Here is a 16,883-nt window from a genome sequence, read left to right as displayed (position 1 = left end):
TGGTGAAACTTCCTGAAAGTATACACCATATTGTGTGATTTAAACAGAATAATAAAGTGAAAAATCGAAATTTGATAACTAAGATAAAAATAGATAGACTTCCAACTTTCAAATACGCATATAAAGATAGGAATTGTCACCTTCCCTCAGTAGAGATCCGCTTCAACATGTTCTAAAATGAAGTTACAACAAGTATTCACGTTGTATGAAAGCGGCATCACAGGGGGACGGTTAAGTGAAAAAGACGTTTAAAAAAGGGTGGACTATATCTTTCGCACTCATATTGCTTGCAGGCAGCATAGTAGGATACTCAAGCGGGAACACCGCTGATAACATAGCAAAGCACACAGCTAATGAGACAGCTGCAGCGGGGAATACAAACGCAAAGAGAGAATCGGTGACGCTTCGTTTCTCGTGGTGGGGCGGCGATGAGCATCACAAAGCGACGCTTGCAGTCATTGATCTTTACATGAAGAAGCATCCGAACGTCAAAATTGAAGCCGAATACAGCAGTTATGCCGGCTACTATCAGAAGCTGGTCACGCAGCTCTCGTTGAATACAGCGCCGGACATTATCCAGATCGATCAGCCTTGGCTTGCTGATCTGACTAGTCATTCCGATGTATTCGTAGATTTGAAAGATAAGTTTGATGTTGCAGGCTTCGATCAGTCATTCCTAGATAGCTTCTCAGTCGTTAATGGCAAATTGCAAGCGTTGCCAACAGGCGTGAACGGTGATGTCATGATCTATAACAAAGATGCCATGAGCAAAGTCGGCATCCAAGTAGATGAGAAGTTGGACTGGGACAAGCTGATCGCTTACGGAGAGCAGCTGAAGTCGGTCGACAAGTCAGCTTACCTGCTTAACGCCGGGCTGCACAATATAGCAGACATTTTGAGAAAATACACCGTTCAGCATACAGGCAAGCGCTGGATTAACCAAAATTACAAACTTGGCTTTACGAAGCAGGATGCGGTCGATGCGTTCAAACTGCTGCTGAAAATGGAAGAAAGCCATGTGCTTGAGCCATTTGAAGATATATTGCCATTTGATGAGGATCCATCCCAAAATCCGAAGTGGGCAAATGGCCAGCTGATGGGTTACATCGACCAAGTGAGCGAACTGGAAAACTATCAAAGCACGACGAAGGGCACACTTGATGTTGTCCAAGCTCCGATTCTTGTCGGCGCTGCGGACACAGGCGTTGTTATACGTCCTTCGCAGCTGATCGCGGTAAATGCAGCCTCTGAGAATCAAGAGACTGCACTGGACTTCTTGAACTTCTTCTATCACGACCCTGCAGCGATCAAGACACTGGGTACGGTTCGCGGTGTGCCTGCAACCAAGGGTGCAAGAACACAGCTGCTGGATGTCAAAATGATGGATCCACTCGTTGCCAAAGGTATCCAGATTGCTACAGCAACGAAAGGCTCAAATGAGAATTCCGTCGAAGCGAACAACGAAATTTATAGTATTACAACTGACATTATTCAGAAGGTCGGTTTCAAGAAAGCAACACCTGAAGAAGCAGCCGATGAGCTGATTCAGCGTCTGAATGAGAAGCTGGCTGAGCTGAAGGCTGGATAATTTAGAATGAACGGGGCGAAGCGCCGGTATATAGAGAAAGCTAGTGTTTCGCTCGATTTCACGATATAGCAATCGCGGTTGGTTTTTAACTATCAGAATCATTTTGCTAAAGTGTTCAAGAGAACCGTTGGCATTTCTCCTGTCGAAGCTAAGGTTCGATCCTTTTTCGACCACTGGCACGATGAACGTGGATTATATTTGGATGAATAATACTCCCTGATTGGATGAGATGGAATAACGGAATATGAATCTAGACAAGCAACTGAATTTGCATATTTTCAACCTAAACAACAATATGGTATAGTAGTGGTAATGGTTTACTAACAAGCAAAAGGAGCCGGCGCCAACCGACTCCTCGCGCGATTAACCGCTCTAAGGGCGGGAGGCAGATTCAGGTTATGAGTTCAAAGATAGACCGCATACCTTTGCGAGGGGCGGTCTATTTTTTTTTGAGGTAAGTGAGCAGCGCGAGAATGAACATGCCGAACGTAAACATCAGCGCCAACGCGTCTTGTACCTCCATGGCATCACCTCCCCTCCGAGAGACTAGCCGACCGCCCTTGCAAGCCATTCATCGCTTCCCCATTATAACAGAACACATGTTCGCATGTCTATTGCCAATTTGGGACAACTTGGCAGCTGCATATTATGGTGTATCCCCGATGATATCTCCATCATCGGCTTTGATGGCATCGAGATGGCTGAATACTACCATCCGTCTCTAGATACCATCAGCCAACCATCCACCGAACTTGCCTTATCCAGCAGGAAGAGAGCAGGCAACGAGAAGGGTCGGCCTTAGTTCGTAACTCGCAACCCAAGTAGTGCGTAAGAGACTAAACAGCAAGTTCCCTTACAATGGGACTTGCTGTTTTTGTGCTGGTATACACCGCAAAAAAACGGTGGATTTTACTCATCCCAAATACGAAACGGGGTCAGCCCCTGATAACTTAATAGGCTGACCCCGTCAATTGCACATTATTTTATTTTCTGCTGCTCTTCGTCGGTAATAAAGTATGCATGAATATCGAAGTGCGGAACTTCGAAACCTTCGTGCCCATCCTTTTGGAACTCGATATCCACTTGCACGACAGGGGGTGACGGGACCCCCTTCATACCAGCTATGTTGGTATGGTTAACTCCTTTTATAAAATCGTCCTGAGCAACCATATATTCAAGGAACACCAGTTTTCCATCGTGTACGCCGAAGATCGGTCCGGTCGGGAGGTCTCCTGCTTGCGGATTCGACCAATGCTCACCCATGGCAGGTACGCTCCCGGATATTTTGATCGTTCCTTCGGGAAGCGCCAGTACATACACTTCCTGCTTACTGTCCCAGCTGACTTGCTGGGCGTGGACCGCATTGGCCAAATCACGGATCCAGGCCGTCGGTTCATCTTGCTTCATGCGTATATTTGAAATCTTTGTTCCGCTAAAAAAGACGTCTTTGTTCCCTTTGGTCAAGGTATAAGTACGATCGAACAAATCAGCGAAAGCTCGAACGGACACATACGTTTTACCATCGGTCGTTACATGATTCGCCGAGGATATCACTTCGACTCCGTTGACCTTGATGGTCAATCCATCGCTTTTCTTCTCACTCGCTGTTATTCCGTGCGCCGATACGCTGCCGCACATTAGAATGAACAGACTAACAGCCAATAACATAATCTTTTTCATAGCATTCCACTCCAATTTTCTCGATTAATTAGGTTTAATAATCATAAATACGAATAATACCAAGCCCATTACCGAAGCTGCATAAAGCATCGTATTCGCTCTTGAGAGGTTGACCCTCTGCTCTTGAGGAAGTTCAATTTTACTTAAGTTCTTGGCATCGAACACCCATTGTCTGACACGCTTTTGCGCTGGAGCTACAAAGCCGATCACGAGGATTTGGATCAGGACATAGAGTATAAGCGATCCCAATATCCACATCTGCTTGTAAGAACCGTAGTTGTTCAGCGAGATGAGCAGAATACCTGAGATCACCGCAATAGAGCCCCCGATTTTCGGAAAAAAGTCTAGCAGACGAGCCAGTTTCATGGAGTGTCTCAATTGTTCCAACGTTTGGTTATTCCTAACCAACACGTGTCCGAAAAATGTTGGACCAACACCAATAATCGCCGATAATACATGAATCAACACCAACCATTTCACTACCCGATTTCCTCCTTTTTAAACTACTTTGATTTGATAAAATTAAGAGTACCACCTTGCTTTTGCTCATTCTATTATACGAACGTAGCAAAATAGCCGAATTCGGGTATACCTTCGTTCTCCTCACAGATAAAAAAAGAAGACAAGCTCTCTCCCGAAAGAAAGGTTGTCTCCTTACGATTATGTTCTTTTCAAGTAGCTGTTAACGAGTTGCGTTCGATTCCTGACATTCCACTTCCGAAATACCGCTGTCAAATGCTTCTTGACCGTTACTTCTGTAATATACAAGTCCGCCGCAATTTCTTGATTCGTATAACCTTTCACCAGCAGTTCTACCACTTCTTTTTCCCGCTCGGATAGCATCGACATACCATCATTCTGCTGCTTGGAATGATCTACAAGGCCGAAGGACGCTATCATTTTGTTCAAATAATCCTGCAGCTTGCTGCCCCTCGTATCGAGAACGTAATAGGGCGTAGGAGTGTTAATGTCATAATCATAATGTGCAACGTTTTTCACCTGCTCGCACCCCAAGCTAAGATGGAATTCCTTTAAGAAAGAGAGATCCGGAGGACCAGTCACGACATAACCGGAAGAAATAAGTGAGATGAATGATAGCCCTGCAGTTGTACGTATCGCCACGTCCTCAAAATCCGTCACATCGACCGTTTTCACAAAATAACCCGCAATATGTTCCTTCGGCACCCGGAGTTCCTTTAACCTATGATCCGGAAGACTTTGGAAATAAGCGGATGACGGCGGGTGAGTTAGCAAGTAGTCAAGTGTTCCTGTATGAATCGGAATGATTGCCGTCAGACCGCATATTGCCCCCTGCGGATCTCTCATCAGCTTAACAATGTCAGGATCGAGCTCGTAAAGCTCTTGAAGATGAATATGTTTAATCGGGTAAAAAGATTCTTCTTTAGAAATCATATACTCGAACCTCTCGCCCGTGTCCGGGTTGTGGAGAGGAAGGCAAGCTTCCTTCAGATTGTTGTGACGATTTTCCAAATACTGCTCTGCCTCCGCCCAATTGGACGGATTCAACGTCTCCAGGGGATGCGGAGTTAATTTCTGAAAACAGAAATTGCGGACAACATGATCGCCGATATAATAGTACCATTCGACGCCTTCCCAAGCGATCGTCTTTCTCTTGGATGGGTTGGTCATCCTGCTGTAGTAATACATAATGCAGCGCTTCCATAACCAGTCGTAATGTTCAGGCTGGCGCAAACGCAGCTCATGGCCGATGGCATCCCGCATCAAATCATGAAGGATCCAACCCCTATCCACTCTCCGAATGAAGGAGAGTCCGATCAGCCATTGGAATAAATCCGTCTTTACCTGCCGATCCAATACATAGGAGAGCAGCTCCTGGTTAAAATGCCGAAGTACAGCTACGGTCTCTACGAGCTCTCTAAGATTGTCGTCTGAAACCTCTTTTAGCCAAATGCTCACGATATGTTCGAACACTTCGGTTCCATCCACCAATTCCAAGCCTTGAATGTTCTGAACCATCGTCGTCGAGACGATCAAGGACAATGTGAGCGGATGTCCTCTAGTTTTCATCCAAATTTGTTTTATCATCGCGTCCTGAGAAATGCCCGAGCGCTCCAGATATTGCTTAACGGAGAAATAATCCAGATCCCCAATGGGCATTCGGTGTATCCAATGGCGCCACGCCGGAGAACTGAGCCATATGCCTTGCAAGGGCAATCTTCCCGCAATGAGAATCAGGATTTCCGGCTTCAATTGTGGGAGGAATGCCTCTCTCAGCCAGAGCTCCATATCACCCATGTCCTCGAAATTGTCTAAGGCGAGGACAAGCTTCTGATTCACCGCCTTTTCCCTCAGGATGTCATGGCATAGCTCTGTAAACGCCTGCGGCTCAGCGATCTGCTGCAGCTTCACCATCGGATAGCCGAGCATGCGCAACAATTGCGTGCAGAAGTCCTGCGGTGTATGAGAGAACCCGCGGCTGTCCATCAACAGAAAGGCGGCATTCACATTCACCGCCAGCCGACGGAACTCGTCGATTAAATAGCTTTTTCCTACGCCACCGGTACCATAGAGATTCAAGATCCGTCCCTGTTGTCCGCCGACTGTTAGCTGCTGCATGAAATACTGAATTTCGATGTCCCGCCCTACCAAATAATGCCGTTCTAGCTGGTCAATCTGGACAGCTATGCGTTCCTCGGGACGGCCTACCTTCACCTTGCCATCATACATAGGATATACCTACCTTCGAATGACATGATTATGTGTTCATTCCTGCAGAACTGCCGTCCGGTAAAACAGCAATTCAACTTACGATCTTCTGCCTTTTACGTGCAAAATTGCTATTGTTTTCTTCATACCGCACCTCCTAAGTCTCTGTCCTTATCGGGATCGGGGTTTCTCTTAACAATATGCTTCTTCCGGTAAGATCAGCTCCATTACCAACTTCAGGTGAAGTATATATATTATTCTATTGTGAAAGCCAGTACTTCTTTTCGATATTCTTATCGCATCAATTATTCAACCTTTGGGGGTGGCTTCGAAATAAAGGTCCTGTAGCGATAGGCGTTTTCAGTTCCTTATATGCCGATTTCATATCATAATGAAGTAATAATTTCGCCCTACATATTGTACGGTTCTCCGCTCTTAATCTTAATGAAGAATCGACTTATGGCATAGTAGGCTGCCCCTCGAACGGCGGATTGGTCATTCAATTCCGCGAATCGAATACTGAGCCGCTTATGATGCTGGCCAAGTGAACGGCGTGCAACCGTGTCACGAACAGCAGGGGACAGCCATGTCTCTGCCCGGCTCATCCGGTTACCGATAATGACGAGATCGGGATTAAACACATTGACAATGTTAGCGATGCCCGCGCCCAGATATTCCCCGATGCTATGAAATAGGGCGAGAACACGCTCGTTGCCTTCTTTTGCCGCTTCGATTAATGTATCCAATTCTGTAAATCCAATGGCTTCCGCTTGCTCAAGCAAGGCTTTCTCTGAAGCATAAAGCTCCCAACAGCCTTGATTGCCACAACGACAAGGTTTGCCATTAACCTCAATGGACAGATGACCAAGCTCACCGGAGAATCCCGAGGCTCCTTTATAGAGCTCCTTATTCAGGATAATGCCGGTTCCGATCCCAATCCCGACACTCACATAAATTTGATTCGCTATGCCTCGACCGGCTCCGAATCTTTGCTCTCCCTGCGCGCCAGCATTGGCCTCATTATCAATGATGACCGGAACACCAAACCGGTCCTCTACTATGGTCTGAAGCGGGACTTGCTTCCAGGCTAGATTGGGGGCGAATAGAATCGTACCCGTCTCATCCACTAGCCCGGGAACGCCAATCCCAATCCCTACAAGGCCATAAGGACTCTCTGGAATTGTGGCTTGGAGCTTTTCGATGCAAGTAAAAAGCTGCTGTTGGACTTTATCCACATCATGGGTCTTAAGGGGCAGCTCGTACTCATGAATGACTGCACCTTCCAGGTCTGTAAGAACGCCACGAATATAATTAACCCCAAGGTCAACACCAATGGCATAGCCTGCGCGTGAATTGAACAGCAGGAGGAAGGGCTTCCTGCCACCGCTGGATTGTCCAGGACCGATATCAATAACGAGATCGCTATGGATGAGATCCTGAACGAGACTGGATACAGTCGCTTTGTTGAGCCCGGTTCGTTCCGATATTTGAGCACGTGATAGAGGCGCGTTCTTCAGAACCGCCTCCAGCACGATTGCCGTATTAATTTGCTTAACGAGGGCCAAATCGCCAGTCTTCTGCATGCCTTTCGTTTCCTCCGTCCGTTCCTCTAGATCGATATGGGTACGATTTTACCATGAGCGCGAAGGAAATTACAGCGATGTTTCATCCGATGGCAATAAGGAGGACTGAATAAGTACGATACCAAATGATGGAAAAAGATGGAATGGGGGGAGTTTAGTTAAAAAAGTTGGCTCTAAATCATAATCGGTGCTAATCAGTGCTAATCAGTGCTAATCAGTGCTAATCAGTGGTTACAATCACGAAGTACCTAGCGAAGCGGACGGAATCGTTCTGAAGAAGCGATAGCGCTCGCCTTTGTCTCCTTATTTCTCCCTCTAAGGGATAGAATCAAGAAATAGGGAGACAACAGCGATCGTAAGAATGATCCGTCCGCGCAGCGGGCTGCACTAAGAATGATCCGCCCGCGCAGCGCGCTTCTACGCACCATGCTTCCAATTTATCAAGCAATTAATTTAATGTTATTACCAAAAGTTTTTACAAAATAACTTACTTTGTTTAATAGACAAACCAAGTTATGTGATGATAAGATAGTCAATAAGAACGTTTTCATAACTTTGGGCGATGCCCACAACATTTTAGGAGGTTCACACCAAATGACCTATTTCAAAAACATTGGCAAGATCGCTTATGAAGGTAAAAACTCAGACAATCCACTTGCATTCAAACACTATAATCCTAATGAAGTCGTACTTGGCAAAACAATGGAGGAGCATCTTCGTTTCGCAGTTGCTTATTGGCATACATTCACTGCATCAGGCGCAGATCCGTTCGGTGCTGGCACAGCCGTTCGTGCATGGGATCACGCTAATCCGATGGATCAAGCAAAAGCACGCGTTGAAGCAAACTTTGAATTTCTTGATAAAATCGGTATTCCTTACTACTGCTTCCATGACCGCGATATCGCGCCAGAGGGTGGATCCCTTCAAGAAACGAACAAGAATCTTGATGTTATCGTAGATCTTATGGAGCAAAACATGAAAGCAACGGGAGCGAAGCTGCTCTGGAACACAGCTAACATGTTCACGAATCCTCGTTTCGTTCATGGTGCAGGAACGACTGTTAATGCGAATGTTTATGCCTATGCGGGTGCGCAATTGAAGAAGAGCCTTGAAGTTGGTAAACGTCTTGGCGCTGAGAACTATGTATTTTGGGGCGGACGCGAAGGCTACGATACATTGCTGAACACGGATATGGCGCTTGAGCTTGATAACTTGGCTCGCTTGTTCCACATGGCGATCGCTTATTCCAAGGAAATTGGATTCGGCGCTCAATTCTTAATCGAACCAAAACCGAAAGAGCCAACGAAGCATCAATATGACTTTGATGCAGCAACGACAATTGCTTTCTTACAAAAGTATGATCTGAAAGACTACTTCAAACTGAATTTAGAAGCGAACCATGCAACACTCGCTGGACATACCTTCGAGCACGAAATTCGTGTAGCTGCTATTAATGGCATGCTTGGATCGCTTGATGCGAACCAAGGCGATCTCTTGATCGGCTGGGATACAGATGAATTCCCGACAGATCTCTATTCAACTACGCTTACGATGTATGAAGTGCTTAAAGCTGGCGGTATTGGCAAAGGCGGCATCAACTTTGATGCGAAAGTACGTCGTGGTTCATTTGAGGATGATGATCTATTCCTTGCTCATATCGCAGGTATGGATACTTATGCATGGGGCCTCAAAGCCGCAGCGAAATTAGTCGAAGACAAAGTCATCGATAATATCATTGACAATCGGTACCGCAGCTTCCGTGAGGGGATCGGCGCTGAGATCGTATCAGGCAAAGCTACTCTTCACACACTTGAGAAATACGCGCTTGAGAATAACAGCATCAAGAATGAATCCGGTCGTCAAGAACGCATCAAATTGGTACTTAACGAAGTTATCTATAGCGTGTAAGGGGGATTCAATCACATGTCTTACGTCATTGGGATTGACCTTGGTACAAGTGCGGTAAAGGCGCTTCTCCTTGATAAAAGCGGTACGATTATCGCGGAAGCATCACGCGAATATCCGCTCATCCATGAGCATTCAGGCTGGAGCGAGCAGCTTCCGACAGATTGGGTGGATGGAACGCTTGTAGCTATTAGGGAGCTTGTCCAGACAGCTGGCGTTCCGGCCGATTCCATTGAAGGTATTAGCTTCTCGGGTCAGATGCATGGGCTAGTTCTGCTGGATGAGTCTGGTCATCCGGTACGCAATGCGATCCTTTGGAATGACACACGGACAACGCTGGAATGTCGCGAAATTGAACAATTGCTCGGCAGCGTGCTGTTGACAATTACTCGTAATCCAGCGCTTGAAGGCTTCACATTGCCGAAGATTCTATGGGTTCGTAAGCATGAGCCCGAAATATTCGCACAAGCGAAGATATTCGTTCTTCCGAAGGATTATGTGCGCTACCGGTTAACCGGTGAGCTTCATATGGATTATTCCGATGCTGCGGGAACCTTACTGCTTGATGTTGCGAACAAAGCATGGAGTGAAACGGTTCTTCAAGCAGTCGGATTGCCTATATCATTCTGCCCGCCGCTTGTGGAATCACATGCCCAAACGGGTACGCTGCTGCCAGAGGTGGCAGCAAGTACTGGTCTTACCACAGCAACCAAGGTGTTCGCGGGTGGAGCAGACAATGCTTGCGGCGCTATCGGTTCGGGCATCCTTAAGGATGGTCTGACGATGTGCAGCATCGGTACTTCCGGCGTTATCCTTTCCTATGAGCAGGGCAGCGGCAATGACTTTCAAGGCAAGGTTCATTTCTTTAACCATGGCAAGCAGGATGCCTTCTACGCAATGGGAGTAACGCTTGCTGCAGGCTACAGCTTAAGCTGGTTTAAGAATAATTTTGCCAAAGGGGAATCATTCGATGAACTCTTGAAGGGTTTGGAGGATGTGCGTCCTGGAGCGAATGGACTGCTGTTCACACCTTATCTTGTAGGCGAGAGAACCCCGCATCCGGATGCAGTTATTCGAGGCAGCTTTATTGGCATAGACGGTTCGCATGAGCGTATTCATTTTGCACGGGCTGTTATGGAAGGCATTACGTTTTCTCTGAATGAGTCTGTTCACATGTTCCGTCAAGCGGGTAAAACGGTCGATACGATTATCTCTATCGGAGGCGGCGCGCAGAATCCTGTTTGGCTGCAAATGCAGGCTGATATTTTCAATGCAGACGTCGTTGCTCTTGAGAATGAGCAAGGTCCTGGTCTTGGTGCTGCTATGCTTGCTGCTTATGGCTGCGGCTGGTTCGAGAGTCTGGAGGCTTGCGCGGATCAATTCGTGAAAATTGCTTCTACCTACAAGCCTGAGTCTGAGGCTGTAGAAGCTTATGCGGGGCTTTTCCAAATTTACCAAGAGGTTTATGCCCAAACAAAGGGCTTGAATGAAAGTCTGAAGTCTTACCGTAATTAAGCTGCAAGCATTCATTGTAATCATGTACTGGCCATTTATCGCTGCTTTCGAGTCATCGAAAGCAGCGGTTTTTTTTTGATATGTACAGCGATTATCGGAAGCAGCTCCAGATCTCACCTGGGACAACTCCAAGCTCTCCAGCGATGAGATCAGCGGTTAGACGCTGGGGCTTTTTTATTTTGCCATTACGAATCTTAGATATGGTCGTCAAAGAAATATCCGTCGTCTGAGCGAGGTGGGTGACCGAAATGTTCTTCTCTGTCATCAGCAAGCGCAGCTTGTAAGAAGGATCCTCGAGCGGATCGATTAAATCAAGCTTCAGAAACACAATAGCATAACCTTTTAATTGACCATCTGTCCGATAGAAGGGCTTCGCGATGACTCTTGAAGTGAATTCATCGCCAAATAAGGTAAGCGTAAAGGATAGCTCCGCTTCTAACTTAGATTTCCTCATCGTATTGAAGAAGCGATAAATTTTGAATTTTTCCCTATGTAGGATGAAATCAGCGATAGAACCTTCTTCCATTCGAGAGACGTTAAAGCGTACGGGGGAGTAGTATCGGCTAATAGAGCTAATGACGCCTTCAGCAGATAGCAGCAGAGACGCTTCAACCTTGCGCTCTAAGATAAGCTGCTCGATCCACTTTTTCTCCGTAATATCGTTTAGGATTAAGGCATAAAGACTATCGTCTTCTGAATATACGCGAATAAGTTGAAGTGACACATACAAGCACCGGCCGAATCTGCTAGAGATTTCACATTCCATCGTATTATCTTGCTGCTCCTTAAGCGAAGCCAAGCTTGTTAATACCTGAGAAAAGGGCGCGCTATGAGATAAGATAGAGATCGATCTATCGATTAAATCTTCTTTCGTATAGGCAGTAAATAATTGGAAGGAGGCATTAATATCTTTAACAACCCATTCTTTTAGATGTCTGGAAATAATAATAATGGGATGCGGTGAAAACGTGAATAAGTCATACAAATTCATGCAGCTCCATTCATAAATATTCATCTTCTAAAATAATTATACCATGCCTTCTGAGTGTCAAGGAAGAGTGAATGTAAGTTTTTGTAACAACAAAGACAAGTTTTTTATCTGAAATTCTGAAATATTGTTCACGATCCGCAAAAAAATGTCATTTGAGCAGGAGAAAAAGAAAGAAACTTGGTATGATTTGGGAGAATGAAGTCGAATTATGGAGTGACACAAACATCCTTTCAACGATTTCATGTACAATAAAGGAATGAGGCAACTTATGCACGATAAGTGCCGTATACATGAGCAGATAACCCGAGTGGAGGAATGGGAATGAATGTATTAGAGGTAGACATCAAGAAAGCAGGTTATGAAGTCAGCGTTCCTGTTATTCGCGATGTCTCTTTTTCAATAGAGGCTGGTGAGCTGGTTGGATTAATTGGTCCTAATGGTGCGGGTAAAAGTACAACGATTAAGTCACTGCTTGGATTGATTCGTCACGTTGAGGGCAAAGTCTCCTTTAGTGGTGAGCAGAAGCGCTATGCTTACGTGCCGGAGCAGCCAGTCTTGTACGAATATATGACGCTTTGGGAGCATCTACAGCTAGCGGCCTCAGCCTATGAATTGGACGAGCCAACCTTTCTGCGCCGCGCAGAGCTGATGCTGGATCGATTTCGGCTCTCTGATGAGCGTCACAAGCTTCCAACTGGCTTCTCCAAAGGCATGCAGCAAAAGATGATGCTTATCATTGGTTTCTTACTGCAGCCTGATGTTTATGTGGTGGATGAGCCGTTCGTCGGGCTTGACCCTCGTGCTACGCGGGATTTTCTTGAGCTGCTGCAGGCAGAGAGACGCCGCGGAGCAGGCGTGCTCATGTGTACCCATGTTCTAGACACCGCTGAGCGTATCTGTGACCGTATCATTCTCATTAATGGTGGATCTGTTGTCGCCCAAGGAACGCTGGAGCAGGTTAGGGAGCAAGCGGGCTGTAACCCGGATGCTCCATTGACTGACTGCTTCTATGCGTTAACTTAAGGGGGAGCATAATGGAATCATTAGCGGGTAAATGGACGTTCGCGAAGCTCTTCCGCCGGAGGGTACTGCGATTCTGGCATGAACAGTGGAAAGTATGGCGTACAGCTCTAGACTGGACCGTGTGGCTGTATGTGGTCATTCCTGGTTTATGGATCGGTGGCGGCTTATATGTTGATGTGTGGCAGCATCCACCGCATTGGTTAACGGTGCTTCCGATCGGGGTAGGAGAGAGGATACCACTTGTAGTCATTCTAATCGGCAGGCTTCGTACCTTTACGGAAGATGCAGATGTCTTGATCCTGCTTCAGAAGAAGAAGTGGGGACGGGGACTAGTCTTAAGGGGAATCGGCTATACTTCCATCAAGCTGGCATTCTTAACAGCTCTCGTATATGTACTTCTGCTCCCCTTCTTGGTGCCGATTCATCATTTGCCTACAGCTTCTATTGTAAGCATGATTATTTATACCTGGATTTGGTCATGGATCAGCTCGTTATGGCGCAATCTCCTCGAGGCGAGATTCGTTGGCTTGCGCAAATGGGTGGGTAAGCTTGCAGCCATGGCCCTGCTTGCGGTTACGTATTTCTATCCCATTACGCTTGTTGGTGAGCATTGGCGACAGCTATTCGTGCCTATAAGTATAGGTGTGATCGTTCTTCTCGTTACCATTCGAGTCAAGCTGCGTGCAAGTGACACCTTTGATTCCGATGTACAGCAGGAGCATAAAGCAAGGCTTGCCAGTACACAGCTTCTGCTTCGAGGTGTCATAGATCGGAAGCCGCGAATCCGCTTGAACCGTCCGCTTGTGCTGCGTCAATCGAACCGTATTTTCAAACGCTTCGATGCGGAAACCATACTGTCCGAGATGATTATTAAAACGTTCATCCGACGATTATCCTTAATTCGGTTGTGGTTTGTCTTTGTGGGTATTTCAATGCTCGCGATCTCTTTATCACCAAGCGGGCTGAAGCCTTTCCTTGTCGTTATCCTACCTCTATTATTATCCGCATGGGTGCAGTCGCATTGGCGAGCTGTTCTTGCAGAATCTTATGTCGCTCAGTTTCGCTGGTCGGACTCTGCACTGAGGCAATCAGCGGAACAAGTGCGTATGTGGCTTGTTGTTCCATGTGTCGTGCTGCTTAGTATGATTGGCGGCCTGCAGACCTACGGAATATGGGGCGTATTGTCGGCTGTACCCGCCATTCTGATCTGGATAGCCGTGAATAAATTTCAGTCGGCCTTCATGCTCCTTAAGCCCAAGGAGAAGGGTGGACCGCTGCAGGGATCGGAATCATCTGAATGATCTGCATGGGGTAGGGCATTCTATACAGGGAATGGAACAATTTACTAGAAAGGGAAGTGCCCCCATGCTGGATGAGACCGCGTTATTATTTCAGTTCAGTGACGATAAAAGTGCTGTACTCGCTTCACAAATGCTGCAGGAGCTTGGTTATGAGCCAGTCATTCAACAAGGCCAGAATGTGCATATTCATCTGGATGGAAGTGATTTGACATCAGCGCTTGAGATTGCGCAAAGTCATGGAGGCTGGCTTACCACTCAGTCCCCGATTACGGATGCATGTATAACCGACGATGCTTATCATATGGATACGATTCCCATTCCGGCGCATGTTGTGAATGAGGATTTAATCGCATCCGAGGATATCTTCGATCCGGATGATAGGTCCTACGGTTATTTCTCCGGTGATGTGCATACGTGAACCCTTCCATTCTGAACTGATTAACAGAGGGCTGTCCGAACCCTAGAAACGACACGGACAGCTCTCTTTGTAATTTTATATGAGGTCCTGTTTCCGGCTTATAAGGATTCGTTTTAATGGGAGAAAGAAGGAGGCGTTTCATTGTGAAGAAAGATAAAGAACAAGGGCGGTCAACGGTAGACGTGGATGTAGTGGATGTAGTGGATGTAGATGTAGAGATTTCTATCATTGATACGCTTGATGAAGATGAATTACAGGTAGATGAGCAAAATGAAGAAACGATGAAGCGTGTCGAGAAGCTGATTCACGATTATAAGGGGAATATTAAATCGAGGTTAAGTCTAGAACAGAAAAAGAAAAACACTTGGCCTGATCTACTTGCCGACAAGATCGCAAGCTTTGGCGGCAGCTGGCACTTTATCATTATTTTCTTCTGCATTCTAGCCTTTTGGGTAATTTGGAACTGCATTCCGGGGTTGCCGCGCTTTGACGCGCCTCCATTTATTCTATTGAATCTAGTCCTTTCTTTTCTTGCAGGCTTCCAGGCTCCTATTATACTAATGAGCCAGAATCGGCAGGCTGCTCGTGATAAGCATGAGTCTATGATCGACTTTGCGATTAACTATCAGGCCGAACAGGAAAATGTCGAGATGCAGCAGCAGTTGAACCGTATAGAGACGATGCTTCAGGAGCTTTTACAAAAAAAAGCCGACCCAAGCTAGCTTGGGTCGCAGTATTTACCATAAAGCGGCAGCAGCTGCCGATTATTCTAATGAAGAAACCGCATGGGTACCTGCTGTATAGCCGGTCGAGAAAGCAGCAGTAATATTATAGCCGCCTGTATAGCCATGCACGTCCAGAATCTCTCCGCAAAAGTACAAGCCGCGCATCAGCTTAGATTCCATCGTAGTAGGGTTAATTTCCTTCAGGCTAACACCTCCGCCAGTAACAAATGCATCTTCAATCGAAAGCGTGCCATAGACACGAATGGGCAAGCGCTTCATTAGATTCGCTAATTGCAGCCAATTCTGCCTCGGGATATTATCGTAAGTTAGACTATCCGCTAGCTTAGCTTTATCCAGCAGTATGGGGATCATTCGTTCAGGAATATAGCCCTTCAGCACATTCTTAATCGCTTTCTTCGGCTCCTCCTCGGCAAGTCTTAACGACTCTGCGTACACTTCATCCACACGCTTATCAGGCAAAAGATCTATCGATACAAGGACGTTGCCAAGTTGATATTGTTTCAGGGCTTTCACGACGAATTGACTGCAGCGAAGAGCTATAGGGCCAGAAAGACCAAAGTGAGTAAATAGCATATCACCCCGATGCTCAATAATTCGTTTGTCCTTTGGATTCCAGACGGAGAGCGAGACATCTCGAAGAGACAGTCCCTGAAGCTCTTTACTTTGAATAAAAGGTTCATTCGAGGTGAGTGGAACTTCAGTTGGGAATAGCTCGGTAATGGTATGGCCAGCCTTCTCTGCCCAGGCATAACCGTCGCCGGTTGAACCGGTTTGCGGTACTGATTTACCCCCAGAAGCAACGATGACGCTTTGGCTAGCGATCGTTTCGCCTGATTGCAGCATAACGCCAGCTACTTGTCCTTCTGAATAAAGGATCTCCTTAACAGGACTGTTGGTCCTTATCGAGACACCCTGCTGCTTGATTTGGTTGACAAGTGCATCGACAACCGTCTTCGCCTTATCAGATATTGGGAACATGCGGCCATGATCTTCTTCCTTGAGTCCAATTCCCAGATTCTTGAAGAATTGAATAATTTCCTTATTGCTAAAGGTAGAGAAGGTGCTGTGCAGGAAGCGACCGTTACCTGGGATATGCTTAATCAATTCGTCTATTTCTTTGTTGTTGGTCACATTGCAGCGACCTCCGCCAGAGATGCCTAGCTTGCGCCCAAGCTTGCTTCCTTTGTCGATGAGCAGCACTTTATGTCCATTCAAGCTGGCAGCAACACTTGCCATTAGTCCGGCGGAACCGCCGCCGATTACGATAACGTCATATTTCAATTGTAATCTTCCTTTTCTGCTTCATTTCACCATCATATCATTTTGTGCAACCAAAAGACGAATAGTCGAAAACCATTTATTGTTGATGATTGTAAAATTTATAGTCCTATGCTTTAATCGGAATGAATAGGAAAATTTATATGTAATTTTTTGTAAAAAAAGTG

Annotated in this window: 16 protein-coding genes; 8 read left to right on the top strand and 8 right to left on the bottom strand. The window is 46.2% G+C overall.

Features of this window, described 5'->3' with window-relative positions:
* The first annotated feature begins 235 nt into the window (after positions 1-235).
* Positions 236-1,588: an ABC transporter substrate-binding protein gene (locus EKN16_RS16065; RefSeq protein WP_125659147.1), complete on the top strand. Its 1,353-nt coding sequence runs from the start codon at positions 236-238 to the stop codon at positions 1,586-1,588.
* A gap of 439 nt (positions 1,589-2,027) precedes the next feature.
* On the opposite strand, the gene EKN16_RS33050 is transcribed toward EKN16_RS16065, so the two are convergent.
* On the bottom strand, positions 2,028-2,111 hold the full coding sequence (locus tag EKN16_RS33050; protein WP_221226815.1) for a putative holin-like toxin: 84 nt from the start codon (positions 2,109-2,111) through the stop codon (positions 2,028-2,030).
* 84 nt (positions 2,112-2,195) lie between these two features.
* Between EKN16_RS33050 and EKN16_RS16060 the strand changes: the two genes are divergently transcribed.
* A complete protein-coding gene (locus EKN16_RS16060) occupies positions 2,196-2,390 on the top strand; it encodes a substrate-binding domain-containing protein (RefSeq protein WP_232016465.1) in 195 nt (64 codons plus the stop codon).
* A 176-nt stretch (positions 2,391-2,566) separates the two neighbouring features.
* Here the strand turns inward: EKN16_RS16060 and EKN16_RS32710 are convergent, their stop codons facing one another.
* The 5 genes from EKN16_RS32710 to EKN16_RS16035 all read right to left on the bottom strand — a co-directional run bounded on the left by EKN16_RS32710 (position 2,567) and on the right by EKN16_RS16035 (position 7,967).
* On the bottom strand, positions 2,567-3,268 hold the full coding sequence (locus EKN16_RS32710; protein WP_197719133.1) for a hypothetical protein: 702 nt from the start codon (positions 3,266-3,268) through the stop codon (positions 2,567-2,569).
* Between the two features lie 24 nt (positions 3,269-3,292).
* Positions 3,293-3,748, bottom strand: a complete 456-nt coding sequence (locus EKN16_RS16050) for a DUF2269 family protein (protein ID WP_125659144.1) — start codon at positions 3,746-3,748, stop codon at positions 3,293-3,295.
* 180 nt (positions 3,749-3,928) lie between these two features.
* Entirely contained in the window at positions 3,929-5,977 is a 2,049-nt protein-coding gene (locus tag EKN16_RS16045) for a LuxR C-terminal-related transcriptional regulator (RefSeq protein ID WP_125659142.1), read from the bottom strand.
* A gap of 389 nt (positions 5,978-6,366) precedes the next feature.
* Entirely contained in the window at positions 6,367-7,539 is a 1,173-nt protein-coding gene (locus tag EKN16_RS16040; RefSeq protein WP_125659139.1) for an ROK family transcriptional regulator, read from the bottom strand.
* Positions 7,540-7,787: 248 nt separating this feature from the next.
* Positions 7,788-7,967, bottom strand: coding sequence for a hypothetical protein (locus EKN16_RS16035; protein WP_125659136.1), 180 nt, complete (start codon positions 7,965-7,967; stop codon positions 7,788-7,790).
* Positions 7,968-8,133: 166 nt separating this feature from the next.
* Here EKN16_RS16035 and xylA point away from each other — a divergent pair, with 166 nt between their 5' ends.
* Positions 8,134-9,447, top strand: coding sequence for a xylose isomerase (gene xylA / locus EKN16_RS16030; protein ID WP_125659133.1), 1,314 nt, complete (start codon positions 8,134-8,136; stop codon positions 9,445-9,447).
* A gap of 15 nt (positions 9,448-9,462) precedes the next feature.
* Positions 9,463-10,959 (top strand): xylulokinase, encoded by a 1,497-nt coding sequence (xylB, locus tag EKN16_RS16025; RefSeq protein WP_125659130.1) that lies wholly within the window; start codon positions 9,463-9,465, stop codon positions 10,957-10,959.
* A gap of 91 nt (positions 10,960-11,050) precedes the next feature.
* Here xylB and EKN16_RS16020 read toward each other — a convergent pair whose 3' ends face one another.
* A complete protein-coding gene (locus EKN16_RS16020) occupies positions 11,051-11,974 on the bottom strand; it encodes a helix-turn-helix domain-containing protein (protein WP_125659125.1) in 924 nt (307 codons plus the stop codon).
* A 297-nt stretch (positions 11,975-12,271) separates the two neighbouring features.
* Here EKN16_RS16020 and EKN16_RS16015 point away from each other — a divergent pair, with 297 nt between their 5' ends.
* The 4 genes from EKN16_RS16015 to EKN16_RS16000 all read left to right on the top strand — a co-directional run bounded on the left by EKN16_RS16015 (position 12,272) and on the right by EKN16_RS16000 (position 15,414).
* Positions 12,272-12,973 (top strand): ABC transporter ATP-binding protein, encoded by a 702-nt coding sequence (locus EKN16_RS16015; protein WP_125659122.1) that lies wholly within the window; start codon positions 12,272-12,274, stop codon positions 12,971-12,973.
* An 11-nt stretch (positions 12,974-12,984) separates the two neighbouring features.
* The gene (locus EKN16_RS16010) at positions 12,985-14,274 is read left to right on the top strand and encodes an ABC transporter permease (RefSeq protein ID WP_125659120.1); all 1,290 of its coding nucleotides are present in this window, start codon (positions 12,985-12,987) and stop codon (positions 14,272-14,274) included.
* Positions 14,275-14,305: 31 nt separating this feature from the next.
* Positions 14,306-14,692, top strand: coding sequence for a hypothetical protein (locus tag EKN16_RS16005; RefSeq protein WP_232016463.1), 387 nt, complete (start codon positions 14,306-14,308; stop codon positions 14,690-14,692).
* A 143-nt stretch (positions 14,693-14,835) separates the two neighbouring features.
* Complete coding sequence (locus EKN16_RS16000; protein WP_232016462.1) at positions 14,836-15,414, top strand: DUF1003 domain-containing protein; 579 nt, start codon at positions 14,836-14,838, stop codon at positions 15,412-15,414.
* A 42-nt stretch (positions 15,415-15,456) separates the two neighbouring features.
* On the opposite strand, the gene EKN16_RS15995 is transcribed toward EKN16_RS16000, so the two are convergent.
* The gene (locus EKN16_RS15995; RefSeq protein ID WP_125659117.1) at positions 15,457-16,719 is read right to left on the bottom strand and encodes a BaiN/RdsA family NAD(P)/FAD-dependent oxidoreductase; all 1,263 of its coding nucleotides are present in this window, start codon (positions 16,717-16,719) and stop codon (positions 15,457-15,459) included.
* Positions 16,720-16,883 lie beyond the last annotated feature (164 nt).

It is taken from the genome of Paenibacillus baekrokdamisoli, assembly GCF_003945345.1.
Taxonomy (GTDB): Bacteria; Bacillota; Bacilli; order Paenibacillales; family Paenibacillaceae; genus Paenibacillus_Z; species Paenibacillus_Z baekrokdamisoli.
This window is presented reverse-complemented; position numbering and strand designations above follow the sequence as displayed.